Below are 13145 nucleotides of genomic sequence, written 5' to 3' on the forward strand. Positions count from 1 at the left end.
CGAGCCAACGGGCCGGGCCCGTTCATGACGACGCAACACAGGATGGATGATGGTGTTCAGGAACCTGACGATTCGTGCGCGCATCGGTTTGACGATGGCGTTTCTGGCGGTGCTGCTGGGCGTAACCGGCGTGCTCGGGGTGTATGGGATGACGCGTTCGAACGACTCGACGCGCGAGATTTTCACGAACCAGATGCCGAGCGCGGTCGACGTGGCAGTCGCGGAAATGTTCGCTGCGCGCGAACGCCTCGCGCTCGACCGTGCGGCGCTGCTGGCCGGTACGCCTGACTCGGCGGCCGCCGTGGAGCGCAGCCGCGGGATGCGCACGCAGTCCGACGCATGGTGGCAGAAGTACCTCGCGTTGCCCCGCGGCCCGGAAGAAGACCGGCTCGCGCAGGACGTCGCCGCGAAGCGTCAGGCGCTGCAGCGCGCCTGTGACGCATTCTCGAGCCTCCTCGCGGCGGACCAGCGCGATCGCATCGGCGACGGCGCCAAGCAGCTTCAGGCGCTCTACAACGACCTCGCGGTGTCCAGCGAAGCGTTGCGCAATTTCCAGTTCACCGATGCGCAGGCGAGCTTCGACCAGGCGGAATCGGTATTCGACACGCTGCGCGTGCTGTCGATCGTCGCGCTGCTGGCCGGTATCGGCGCCGCGCTGCTGTCGTGGCTGACGCTGAGCCGCGCGATCGGCCGCCCGATTGCCGACGCGCTGTCGCACTTCGACGCGATCGCCGCCGGCGACCTGCGCCGTCCGATCGTCGTGGACCGGCGCGACGAGATGGGCCAGCTCCTCGAAGGCCTCGCGAAGATGCAGCGCGGGCTGGTCGACACGGTGCGCACCGTGCGCGGCGGCAGCGAGTCGATCGCGACCGCGGCCCGCCAGATCGCGGCCGGCAACATCGATTTGTCGTCGCGCACCGAGGAACAGGCCGCGGCGCTGCAGGAAACCGCGTCGAGCATGGAGCAGTTGACCGGCACCGTGAAACAGAACGCGGACAATGCACGCCAGGCAAGTTCGCTGGCCGCGAATGCGTCGGAGATTGCAAACAAGGGCAATACGGTGGTCGGCCAGGTGGTCGGCACGATGGGCGAGATCAACGACAGCTCGGCGAAGATCGCGGACATCATTGCGATCATCGAGGGAATCGCGTTCCAGACCAACATTCTTGCGCTGAATGCAGCCGTCGAAGCCGCGCGTGCGGGCGAGGAGGGGCGCGGCTTCGCGGTCGTGGCCGGCGAGGTGCGCAGCCTTGCGCAGCGTTCGTCGAGCGCGGCGAAGGAAATCAAGGCGCTGATCGACGCGTCGGTGGAGCGTATCCGGACGGGCTCGACGCTGGTCGACGAAGCGGGGCGCACGATGAGCGACGTGATCGGCGCGGTGCAGCGCGTGACCGACATCATGGGCGAGATCGCGGCGGCGTCCGAGGAACAGAGCGGCGGGATCGACCAGGTGGCACGCGCGGTCGCGCAGATGGATGAAGTCACCCAGCAGAATGCGGCGCTCGTCGAGGAAGCGGCGGCGGCCGCGCAGTCGCTCGACGAACAGGCCGGGCGCCTGCGTGAAACGGCGGCGGTATTCCAGCTCGATGACGAGGCAGCACGCGCTGTCGCTCCGGTGGCGGCGCGTCACGCGTCGCGCGCGCCTTCCGCGGCGGTTGCCGCGCCCGTACCGGCCGCTGCGCGCGACGAGCGCGATGCGCCGCCGAAGCGCGCAGCCGCAGCGATGCCGGCACGCAAGCCCGCCGCGGCCGCTGCGGCGCCGGCTACCGCTACCGCCGGCGGCGACGACTGGGAGACTTTCTGATTCGCGCGCGCCGCGTATCTATCCCCATTTGGTGACGAACGACGCCCGCGACCTGCGGGCGTTGTCGTTTCTGCGACAGACGAAATGTGACAGTGCGAACGATCCGATTGCACATCGTCACGTGCGTCGCGCGTCGCGCATCGACGGACGGGCGCACGCGCGTTGCATCACGTTCCCGCGTTCGTCGTACGGGTATCTCCGTAAGGGCGCTGCGAAAAAAATTTGTAACGGTGCGCGCGGCGTGTCATCGCACGCGGCTGCTCGAACGTATAGGGATGAGGGGAGGCAGTGACGACGTCGGAAGTGTCCAACGCACAAGACGTTCCGTTGTTCGACGAGACGCGGCGGATGCAGTTTCTGCGGCTCGGGAGATCAATTGTAAAACGACGAAATGCGTTGTCCAAGCGGTGTTGTCGAGAATAACGAACTTCATACGAAGAGTTCGTGAAAAAAAAACAGAAAGGGTTTAGGATGAATTCGAACGCGCTTGCTTCTGCGCAGTCGTACGAAGGCAGGCACGTCTTCAGACTCAGGCGAGGGAGGTAGCATGGATATTTACAGCAGCTTCGCGAACCGCTTCGAAAAAACGCGAGAGGAAGAGCTCTCGCTGGAGGAGTATCTCGCGCTCTGCAAGAACGATCCATCCGCGTACGCGACGGCTGGTGAACGCATGCTGGCAGCAATCGGGGAACCTGAACACATCGATACCCGCAACGATCCGCGCCTGTCGCGCATCTTTGCGAACAAGGTCATCAAGGTCTATCCGGCATTCCGTGAGTTCTACGGAATGGAGGAAGTGATCGAGCAGGTGGTCGCGTACTTCCGCCACGCTGCGCAAGGGCTCGAAGAGAAGAAGCAGATCCTCTATCTGCTGGGCCCGGTGGGCGGCGGCAAGTCGTCGATCGCCGAGCGTCTGAAGCAACTGATGGAGCGCGTGCCGTTCTATTCGCTGAAGGGCTCGCCCGTCAACGAATCGCCGCTCGGGCTGTTCGACTACGACGAGGATGGCCCGATCCTCGAGGAACAGTACGGCATCCCGCGCCGCTACCTGAAAAGCATCCTGAGTCCGTGGGCCGTCAAGCGCCTGCACGAATACAACGGCGACATCCGCCAGTTCCGCGTGGTGCGTCGTTACCCGTCGATCCTGCGGCAGGTCGGCATCGCGAAGACCGAGCCGGGTGACGAGAACAACCAGGACATCTCGTCGCTGGTCGGCAAGGTCGATATCCGCAAGCTCGAACAGTACGCGCAGGACGACGCCGACGCATACAGCTACTCGGGCGGCCTGTGTCTCGCGAACCAGGGCCTGCTCGAATTCGTCGAAATGTTCAAGGCGCCGATCAAGGTGCTGCACCCGCTGCTCACTGCGACGCAGGAAGGCAACTTCAAGGGTACTGAAGGTTTCGGCGCGATCCCGTTCGACGGCGTGATCCTCGCGCACTCGAACGAGTCGGAGTGGAAGGCCTTCCGCAACAACCGCAACAACGAAGCACTGCTCGACCGGATCTTCGTCGTGAAGGTGCCGTACTGCCTGCGCGTGTCGGAAGAGACCAAGATCTACGAGAAGCTGATCCGCAACTCGTCGCTGGCCGAGGCCGTGTGCGCGCCGGGCACGCTGAAGATGATGTCGCAGTTCTCGGTGCTGTCGCGCCTGCACGAGCCGGAGAATTCGAGCCTGTTCTCGAAGATGCAGGTGTACGACGGCGAAAACCTGAAGGACACCGATCCGAAGGCGAAGTCGTATCAGGAGTATCGCGACTACGCGGGCGTGGACGAAGGGATGACGGGCGTGTCGACACGCTTCGCGTTCAAGATCCTGTCGCGCGTGTTCAACTTCGATTCGAGCGAGGTCGCGGCCAACCCCGTGCACCTGATGTACGTGCTCGAACAGCAGATCGAACGCGAGCAGTTCCCGCCGGAAACCGAGCAGAAGTACCTGTCCTTCGTGAAGGACGTGCTCGCGTCGCGCTACGCGGAGTTCATCGGCAAGGAGATCCAGACGGCTTACCTCGAATCGTATTCGGAATATGGCCAGAACATCTTCGACCGCTACGTCACGTATGCGGACTTCTGGATCCAGGATCAGGAATTCCGCGATCACGATACGGGCGAGAGCTTCGACCGCGCCGCGCTGAACGCGGAGCTGGAGAAGATCGAGAAGCCGGCGGGCATCAGCAATCCGAAGGATTACCGCAACGAGATCGTGAACTTCGTGTTGCGGGCACGGGCGGCGAACGCCGGCAAGAACCCCGTGTGGACGAGCTACGAGAAGTTGCGCGTCGTGATCGAGAAGAAGATGTTCTCGAACACCGAGGAACTGTTGCCGGTGATTTCGTTCAACGCCAAGGGTTCGGCGGAGGAGCAGCGCAAGCATGAGGACTTTGTGAACCGGATGGTCGCGAAGGGCTATACGCCGAAGCAGGTGAGGCTGCTTTGCGACTGGTACCTGCGCGTGCGCAAGTCGTCATGACGCGCGCGGTACCGCGCCCGTACGGCGAGTCCGTACGGGCGCTTTCAGAGACGCCGCCCGCATGACGGGAGACGGCATGTGCGGCGAGCGTCCCGGCGTATCGACTTTCGAGCGGGAGACCGGGAGTGCTTCATCAAATCATCGACCGCAGGCTGGCCGGCAAGAACAAGAGCATCGCCAATCGCGAACGCTTTCTGCGTCGCGTCAAGAACTACATTCGTCGTGCCGTGTCCGACGCGGTACGCGACCGTAGCATCAAGGATATCCAAAGCACGCAGAGCATCACGATCCCGCGCAAGGACATCGCGGAGCCGAATTTTCGGCACGCGCCTGGCGGGCGTCGTGAGTACGTGCACCCCGGCAACGAGGACTACGTGCGCGGCGACAAGATTCCGCGCCCGCAGGGCGGCTCGGGTGGCGGGGGCAGTCAGGCGAGCAACGAGGGCGAAGGGCAGGACGACTTCGTGTTCGAGTTGTCGCGCGACGAGTTCATGCAGTACTTCTTCGACGATCTCGAACTGCCGCGCCTCGTGAAGACGCACCTGCTGACGGTGCCGAGCTGGAAGAATGTGCGCGCGGGCTGGTCGGCGGAAGGCACGCCGAACAACATCGACGTCGTGCGTTCGCTGCGCAGCGCGCTCGGCCGGCGCATCGCGCTCGGCTCGCCGCTCGTCAACGAATTGCGCGAGCTCGAGGCGCAGCTCGAAGCGATGAAGAACGACCCCGAGGATCGCCGCGCGGAAATCGCGGTGCTCGAGGCCGAGATCCATCACCTGAAAGGGCGCATCTGGCGGATTCCGTTCATCGATCCGTTCGACCTGCGCTACATCAACCGCGTGAAGCAGCCGCAGCCGTCGAGCCAGGCCGTGATGTTCTGCCTGATGGACGTGTCGGGCTCGATGGACGAGCAGCGCAAGGATCTCGCGAAGCGCTTCTTCATCCTGCTGTACCTGTTCCTCAAGCGCAACTACGAGCGTATCGAGGTCGTGTTCATCCGTCACCACACGCGCGCCGAGGAAGTCGACGAGGACACCTTCTTCCATTCGACCGAAAGCGGCGGCACGGTCGTGTCGAGCGCGCTCGAACTGATGCGCAAGGTGATGAACGAGCGCTACTCGCCGACCGAGTGGAACATCTACGGCGCGCAGGCGTCCGACGGCGACAACTGGACCGACGATTCGCCCAAGTGTCGCAAAATCCTGGAAGAGGATATCCTCACGAAGACGCGTTACTTCGCGTATATCCAGGTCGCGCCGGAAGAGCAGAACCTGTGGCTGGAATACGCACAGCTGGCGTTGTCGCAGCAGCATCTCGCGATGAAAAAAGTGGAATCGGCTGCCGACATTTACCCGGTGTTTCGCGAATTGTTCGAAAAGCAGGTGGAAACGTCATGACGACCCGCCATCTGCACAACGAGTCGCGCGGCTACGCGCCGCGCCCTTCCGGCGACGACACGGCCAGTCCTGCCGCAGCGCAGCAACGCGCGCAGGCCGAACCGCCGCCGCCGGCCGCCGACTTGCCCGGTTCCGGGCAGAAGGAAGCGCGTATGAACGTTGCCGAACGCAAGCCGCTGCCGTGCCCGTCCGACTGGACGTTCGAGCTGCTCGAGGAATACGACACGCACATCTCGCAGGTTGCCGAACAGTACGAGCTCGACATCTATCCGATCCAGCTCGAACTGATCAGCGCCGAGCAGATGATGGACGCGTATGCGTCGGTCGGGATGCCCGTCAACTACCGTCACTGGTCGTTCGGCAAGCACTTCCTCGCGACCGAGAAAAGCTACCGCCGCGGCCAGATGGGCCTCGCGTACGAAATCGTCATCAATTCGAATCCGTGCATCGCGTACCTGATGGAAGAGAACACGATGACGATGCAGGCGCTCGTCATCGCGCACGCGGCGTACGGGCACAACTCGTTCTTCAAGGGCAACTACCTGTTCCGGCTGTGGACCGACGCGCACGCGATCATCGACTATCTCGTGTACGCGAAGAACTACGTCGCGGAATGCGAGGAGCGCTACGGCCTCGATCGCGTCGAGGAGTTGCTCGATTCGTGCCACGCGCTGATGAATTACGGCGTCGACCGTTACAAGCGCCCGCAAAAGCCGTCGCTGTCGAAGGAGTCGGCGTTGCGGCGCGAGCGCGAGGCGTACCTGCAGTCGCAGGTGAACGAGCTGTGGCGCACGCTGCCGGGCAAGAAGCCCGAGCTGATGGAAGAGCAGGAAGACCGCTATCCGCCCGAGCCGCAGGAGAACCTGCTGTATTTCGCGGAGAAGAATGCGCCGCTGCTCGAGCCGTGGGAGCGGGAAGTGATCCGCATCGTGCGCAAGATCGGCCAGTATTTCTATCCGCAGCGGCAGACGCAGGTGATGAACGAAGGCTGGGCGACGTTCTGGCACTACACGCTGCTGAACACGCTGTACAACCAGGGGAAGCTGGAAGACGGCTTCATGATGGAGTTCCTGCATTCGCACAGCAACGTGGTCTACCAGCCGCCCGTCACGAAGCCGTACTACAGCGGGATCAACCCGTATGCGCTCGGTTTCTCGATGATGAGCGACATTCGAAGGATCTGCGAGGCGCCGACGGAGGAAGACTACAAGTGGTTTCCGGAGATCGCGGGCACCCCGTGGCTGCCGGCGATGCACTACGCGATGCGCAACTTCAAGGACGAGAGCTTCATCGCACAGTACCTGTCGCCGAACCTGATCCGCGAGATGCGGCTCTTCTCGGTGCTCGACGACGACATGCGCGATTCGCTCGAAGTCTCGGCGATCCACGACGATTCCGGCTACCAGTACGTGCGGCAGGCGCTGTCGCGGCAGTACGACATCCATCACCGCGAGCCGAACATCCAGGTGTGGGCCGTCAACACGCGCGGCGACCGCAGCCTCACGCTGCGCCACTTCATGACCGACAACCGCCACCTGTCGAACGACAGCGACGAAGTGCTCAAGCACATGGCGCGGCTCTGGCAGTTCGACGTGTACCTGGAAAGCGTCGACGAGGCCGGTACCGTGCGCAAGCGCTACGAGTGCCGCTACGTGCCGCCGGAGATCCGCGTTTGACCGGTGTCTTCGAAAATGCTTGCATCGGACGCCAGCCTGAAGGCTGGCGTTTTCATATGACGAACGCGTGGCAGGAGAAAAATTTTCTACATCCGGACGAACCCGGAGTGCTTGTTACTTTACATTTCGCTAAAATCCCGTGGCGCCGTGCGCCGGAACCGGTGCCACGTGCGACCGCATGCGGCGGCCCCAGCCGTCTCGCCCAGAAAGTACTAAAAGGAACAGACCAACCCATGGACGTCCAGACCGACCAAGCTGCGCTGTCCGCGCATGACACCCGGCGGCGCGTGTTCGCCATCGTCGGCGCCTCATCGGGCAACCTCGTCGAGTGGTTCGACTTCTATATTTACTCGTTCTGCGCGCTGTACTTCGCGCCGGCGTTCTTCCCGAGCGGCAACACGACGACGCAATTGCTGAACACGGCAGGCGTGTTCGCGGCCGGCTTCCTGATGCGCCCGATCGGCGGCTGGCTGTTCGGCCGCATCGCCGACCGTCACGGCCGTCGCGCGGCGATGATGATCTCGGTGCTGATGATGTGCGGCGGATCGCTCGTGATCGCGGTGCTGCCGACCTACGCGCAGATCGGCGCGCTCGCGCCGGCGCTGCTGCTGGTCGCGCGCCTGTTCCAGGGCCTGTCGGTGGGCGGCGAATATGGCACGAGCGCGACCTACATGAGTGAAGTCGCGCTGAAGGGCCGTCGCGGCTTCTTCGCGTCGTTCCAGTACGTGACGCTGATCGGCGGCCAGCTGTGCGCGCTGCTGGTGCTCGTGATCCTGCAGCAAACGCTGTCGGCCGGCGAACTGAAGGCGTGGGGCTGGCGCATTCCGTTCGTGGTCGGCGCGGCGGCCGCGCTGATCTCGCTGTACCTGCGGAAATCGCTCGACGAGACGTCGACCAGCGCATCGCGCGACAAGAAGGACGCCGGTACGATCCGCGGCGTGTGGCAGCACAAGGGGGCGTTCTTCACGGTGGTCGGCTTCACGGCCGGCGGCTCGCTGATCTTCTACACGTTCACGACGTACATGCAGAAGTACCTCGTGAACACGGCCGGCATGCATGCGAAGACGGCCAGCAACGTGATGACCGTCGCGCTGCTCGTCTACATGCTGATGCAGCCGGTGTTCGGCGCGCTGTCCGACCGGATCGGCCGCCGCACGTCGATGATCCTGTTCGGCTCGTTCGCGGTGATCGGCACGGTGCCGCTGATGCACGCGCTGAAGGACGTGACGAGCCCGGTGGCCGCGTTCGTGCTGATCACGGTTGCGCTGGCGATCGTCAGCTTCTACACGTCGATCAGCGGCCTCATCAAGGCCGAGATGTTCCCGCCCGAAGTGCGCGCGATGGGTGTCGGCCTGTCGTACGCGGTGGCGAACGCAATCTTCGGCGGCTCGGCCGAATACGTCGCGCTGTGGTTCAAGTCGATCGGCAGCGAGGAAACCTTCTACTGGTACGTGACCGTGCTGTGCGCGATCTCGCTGATCGTGTCGTGGCGAATGCGCGACCCGAGCAAGGAAGGGTACCTGCGTCACGAGCCGTGATCGGCTGCGCATCGTGCGCATGGGCAACATGACGAACGTCCCGCCAACCGGCGGGACGTTTTTTTTTGCGCGCGATTACGCGGACGGCGGCGTTGCGTGGTCGGGTGCCGGGCTGGCAGCGCTCGACAGGATGCCTTGCTCGACCAGCCAGTCGAACATCTGCTCGACGATCGGCGAGCGCGACGGGCCTTCCATCCGTGACAGCCACCATGTGGTGCCGGGCAGGCGCGGGTAGTCGGCGAGCACGGTCAGCGCATGCTGGTCGAGGCCGGCCTGCGCGACGAGGCGCGGCAGGCACGCAATGCCGCGGCCGCGCTGCACGGCGTCCAGTACGAGCCGCTGATCGTCGTAGATCGCCTGCATCCGGAAGCCCGACAGCTGCTCGCGAAAGACGGTCGCCATACGCTCGTCGGTCAGGCTCGCTTCGAGGCAGACGAGCCCCGCATGCCGGGCGTGTTCGGCGCGCGGCACGCGGGCGAGCGTCTCGGCCAGCGGCGTCGCGCATACCGTCACCCATTCGTCGCGCATGAACGGGATATCGACCAGGCCGGGCTGCAGCATCGGCCGCGTGCCGATCGTCATGTCGACGTCGATCTCGTCGACATAGCGCGCGGTTTCGTCGGTCGACAGCAGCGGGCACAGGTCCGGCAGCACCTGCTGCAACTGCTCGAGGCGCGGCTGCAGCCAGCCGTGCAGCAACGGCGCAGGGCACACCAGGACGACGAGCCCCGGGTTCAGGTAGGTCGCGATGCGGTCGAGCCCGCCGCGCAACGTGTCCATCGCGCGCTGCACGCTGCGCTGCAGGACCTCGCCGGCGATGGTCAGCTCGACGCCGCGGCCGCGCCGGCGGAACAGCGGCTGCCCGAGTTGCGCTTCGAGCTGCTGGATCTGATGGCTGATCGCCGACTGCGACAGGTGCAGCTCGTCGGCCGCGCGCGAGAAATTGCCCAGCCGGGCTGCGGCTTCGAAGCCGGTCAACAGTTTCAGGGACGGAACGCGTTGCATCGAGGTATGAGGTGAATTGATTGATTCGGCCAAAAAATATCAATATTCATCAAGTTTAACCTGGCGGACAATCGCTCATCAATCACAACGGAGTCGGATCGATGGGTCGCTTTGATGCTCGCCAGCGCGGTTACCGGATGCCCGCCGAATGGGAAGCCATGCATGCCACGTGGCTCGGATGGCCGGTTCTCGAAGACCGCGAGGATCTGTGGGGAACGCATTACGCGCAGGTCTGCCGCGAGTTCGCGCTGGTCGCGCGGACGATCGCGCGCTACCAGCGCTGCGTGGTCGCGGTGCACCACAGCCAGGCCGACGCCGCCCGTGAACTGCTGGGCGCGAGCGTCGAGGTGCTGCCGGTCGCAGCCGAGGACAACTGGCTGCGCGACTGCGGGCCGATCTTCCTCGTCAGCGAGCAGCACGGGCTCGGCGCGGCCGTGTTCCGCTTCAACTGCTGGGGCGAGAAGTACCAGCCGTACGACGGCTGCCAGCAGGCCGGGCAGGACATCGCGCGCGCGGCCGGAGCCGAGATCTTCAATTCGCACATGGTGCTGGAGGGCGGCTCGTTCTACGTCGACGGGCAGGGCACGCTGGTCACGACCGAAAGCTGCCTGCTGCATCCCAACCGCAATCCGCACCTGAGCCGTGCGGAGATCGAGGCAGAGCTGCGCCGCATGCTGGGCGTCGAGAAGATCGTGTGGCTGCCGGGCAACCCCGACGAAGTGGAAACGAACGGGCACGTGGACGGCATCGCGTCGTTCATCGCGCCGGGCCGGATGCTGTGCCAGACCGCGCTGCCGGAGCAGGGCGACTATTTCCGCGTGATGCGCGAGAACCGCCGCGCGCTGGAACTCGCGACCGATGCGGCGGGGCGCCGTTTCGAGCTGCTCGACCTGCCGTCGCCGATCGTCAGCGAACGCTTCGGCTCCGAGCGTTACTGCGATTGCTATGCGAACTACATTCTGGTGAATGGCGCGGTGATCGTGACCGCGTTCGGCGTCGAGCAGGACGACGCCGCCCGTGACGCTTTCAGTCGCGCGTTCCCGGGGCGCAAGGTGGAGATGCTGCCGATCCCGACGCTGTCGATCGGCGGCGGCAGCATCCACTGTTCGACGCAGCAGCAACCTTCCGTCGCACGCTGAGCGACGTTTCATCAGCGGTTTCCGGTCTCACCGAGGAGCAACGCAATGCCGTCCAAACACATTACCGTCGCCGCCGTGCAGATGGCGTCGGGCAGCTGGAATCTCGAAGACAACATGGCCACCGCGGAGCGCCTGATCCGGGCGGCCGCGGCCCAGGGCGCGAATCTCGTGCTGTGCCCGGAACTGTTCGCGATGCCGTACTTCTGCCTCGACCAGAACGTGCGCCATCTCGAACTCGCGCAGCCATTCGAAGGCAATGCGCAGATCGCCCGGTTCGCGGCGCTGGCCGGCGAGCTCGGCATCGTGCTGCCGATCGGCTTCTTCGAGCGCGCAGGCAATGCCGCGTACAACTCGATCGCCGTGGCGGACGCGGACGGGCGCGTGCTCGGCGTCTACCGCAAGACGCATATTCCGGACGGGCCGGGCTATACGGAGAAGTTCTATTTCACACCGGGCGACACCGGCTTCAAGGTGTGGGACACGCGTTTCGGGCGGATCGGCATCGGCATCTGCTGGGACCAGTGGTATCCGGAGACGGCGCGCAGTCTCGCGCTGATGGGCGCCGAGATCCTGTGCTTTCCGACCATCATCGGTTCGGAGCCGTTCAGCAGCGAGTTCGATTCGGCCGGCCACTGGCAGCGCACGATGCAGGGCCACGCGGCGGCCAACATGGTGCCGGTCGTGGCGGCCAACCGGATCGGCCGCGAAACGGGTTTCGGCAACGGCAATCCGCACCAGCAGGGGCTCACGGGCGTGTTCTACGGGTCGAGCTTCATCGCGGATCACACCGGCGAGAAGCTGGCCGAGGCGGGCCGTACCGATGAAGCGGTGCTGGTGCAGACGTTCGACCTCGACGCGATCCGCGCCGACCGGCAGTCGTGGGGCTTTTTCCGCGATCGCCGCCCGGAGATGTATCGCACGTTGCTGACCAGCGACGGCGTGTCGTCCTGTTATCGATAAGGGATTCGCAATGAAACGGAAAGGATGGCTGCGCGTCGCGGCGCCGGGCCTCGCGCTGTGCGTGCTGGCCGGTGCGGCCCGCGCCGACGAAGAGAAGGTGCTGAACCTGTACAACTGGAGCAACTACTTTGCGCCGGATACGATTTCCGCGTTCGAGAAGGAAACCGGCATCAAGGTGCGCTACGACGCGTACGACAGCGACGAGACGCTGCAGTCGAAGCTGCTGACCGGCAACAGCGGCTACGACCTCGTGTGGCCGACCAACGACTTCATGGCCAAGCAGATCCAGGCCGGCGTGTACCGCAAGCTCGACAAGGGCCGGCTGCCGAACCTGAAGTATCTCGATCCGTCGCTGCTGAAGCAGATGGCGCAATCCGATCCCGGCAACCAGTACGGCGTGCCGTACATGTGGGGCACCGTGGGCGTCGGCTACGACCGCGCGAAGGTGCGCGCGATCCTCGGCAAGGACATGCCGGCCGACAGCCTCGACCTGCTGTTCAACCCGGCGATCGCGGCGCGCGTCGCCGCGAAATGCGGGCTCGGCCTGCAGGACTCGGCGAGCACGGTGCTGCCGCTCGCGCTGCGCTACATCGGCCGCGATCCGATGCGTCCGTCCGCGCAGGATTACGCGGCCGCGCAGGCGATGCTGATGAAGGTCCGGCCGTTCATCCGCCAGTTCGTCGGCTCGTCCGATGCCAACGAGCTGATCGAGGGCGAGCTGTGCGTGACGGTCGGCTTCTCCGGCGCGATCAACCTGGCCGCGCAGAAGGCCAGGGCGCGCGATCCGAAGCGCGACATCGTGTACGACATCCCGCGCATCGGCAGCCTGATGTGGTTCGACGCGATGGTGATTCCGGCATCGTCGAAGCATCCGGACAACGCGCATGCGTTCATCAACTACATCCTGCGTCCGGACGTGATCGCGAAGATCTCGAACTCGACGCGCTACGCAAATGCGAACCAGGGCGCGCTGAAGCTGATGGACCCTGCGCTGGTGCGCGATCCGGGCATCTATCCGGACGACGCGACTCGGCGCACACTGTTCACGCCGATCGCCGAGTCGCCGGCCGCGATGCGCCTGGAAGGCCGGACCTGGCTCGGCTTCAAGACCGCGCGGCCGTGACGGCCCGCCCTGCAACACTCGAAGTAACCGGCAAGC

At 64.6% G+C, this 13145-nt stretch carries 9 protein-coding genes; 8 read left to right on the forward strand and 1 reads right to left on the reverse strand.

What is annotated here, in order from left to right; translation table 11 throughout:
• Window positions 1-49 precede the first annotated feature (49 nt).
• The 5 genes from OHZ10_RS08445 to OHZ10_RS08465 all read left to right on the forward strand — a co-directional run bounded on the left by OHZ10_RS08445 (window position 50) and on the right by OHZ10_RS08465 (window position 8882).
• Complete coding sequence (locus OHZ10_RS08445) at window positions 50-1804, forward strand: methyl-accepting chemotaxis protein (RefSeq protein WP_059234369.1); 1755 nt, start codon at window positions 50-52, stop codon at window positions 1802-1804.
• Window positions 1805-2351: 547 nt separating this feature from the next.
• Entirely contained in the window at window positions 2352-4274 is a 1923-nt protein-coding gene (locus OHZ10_RS08450) for a PrkA family serine protein kinase (protein ID WP_059234367.1), read from the forward strand.
• 125 nt (window positions 4275-4399) lie between these two features.
• Window positions 4400-5668, forward strand: coding sequence for a YeaH/YhbH family protein (locus tag OHZ10_RS08455; RefSeq protein ID WP_059234365.1), 1269 nt, complete (start codon window positions 4400-4402; stop codon window positions 5666-5668).
• The gene (locus OHZ10_RS08460; protein ID WP_059234363.1) at window positions 5665-7344 is read left to right on the forward strand and encodes a SpoVR family protein; all 1680 of its coding nucleotides are present in this window, start codon (window positions 5665-5667) and stop codon (window positions 7342-7344) included. Before OHZ10_RS08455 ends, OHZ10_RS08460 begins: the two co-directional genes overlap by 4 nt.
• Before the next feature lie 233 nt (window positions 7345-7577).
• Window positions 7578-8882: an MFS family transporter gene (locus OHZ10_RS08465; protein ID WP_059234361.1), complete on the forward strand. Its 1305-nt coding sequence runs from the start codon at window positions 7578-7580 to the stop codon at window positions 8880-8882.
• A gap of 75 nt (window positions 8883-8957) precedes the next feature.
• Here the strand turns inward: OHZ10_RS08465 and OHZ10_RS08470 are convergent, their stop codons facing one another.
• Window positions 8958-9887 carry a LysR family transcriptional regulator gene (locus OHZ10_RS08470; RefSeq protein WP_059234359.1) on the reverse strand — a complete coding sequence of 310 codons (930 nt, stop codon included), beginning with the start codon at window positions 9885-9887 and terminating at the stop codon, window positions 8958-8960.
• Window positions 9888-9988: 101 nt separating this feature from the next.
• Between OHZ10_RS08470 and OHZ10_RS08475 the strand changes: the two genes are divergently transcribed.
• The 3 genes from OHZ10_RS08475 to OHZ10_RS08485 are packed head-to-tail and all read left to right on the forward strand — an operon-like array spanning window position 9989 to window position 13109.
• A complete protein-coding gene (locus OHZ10_RS08475) occupies window positions 9989-11026 on the forward strand; it encodes an agmatine deiminase family protein (protein ID WP_059234357.1) in 1038 nt (345 codons plus the stop codon).
• A 45-nt stretch (window positions 11027-11071) separates the two neighbouring features.
• A complete protein-coding gene (gene aguB / locus OHZ10_RS08480) occupies window positions 11072-11986 on the forward strand; it encodes an N-carbamoylputrescine amidase (protein WP_059234355.1) in 915 nt (304 codons plus the stop codon).
• Between the two features lie 10 nt (window positions 11987-11996).
• Window positions 11997-13109, forward strand: a complete 1113-nt coding sequence (locus OHZ10_RS08485; RefSeq protein ID WP_233464112.1) for a polyamine ABC transporter substrate-binding protein — start codon at window positions 11997-11999, stop codon at window positions 13107-13109.
• Window positions 13110-13145: the final 36 nt, after the last annotated feature.

Source organism: Burkholderia arboris, assembly GCF_038723655.1.
Taxonomy (GTDB): Bacteria; Pseudomonadota; Gammaproteobacteria; order Burkholderiales; family Burkholderiaceae; genus Burkholderia; species Burkholderia arboris.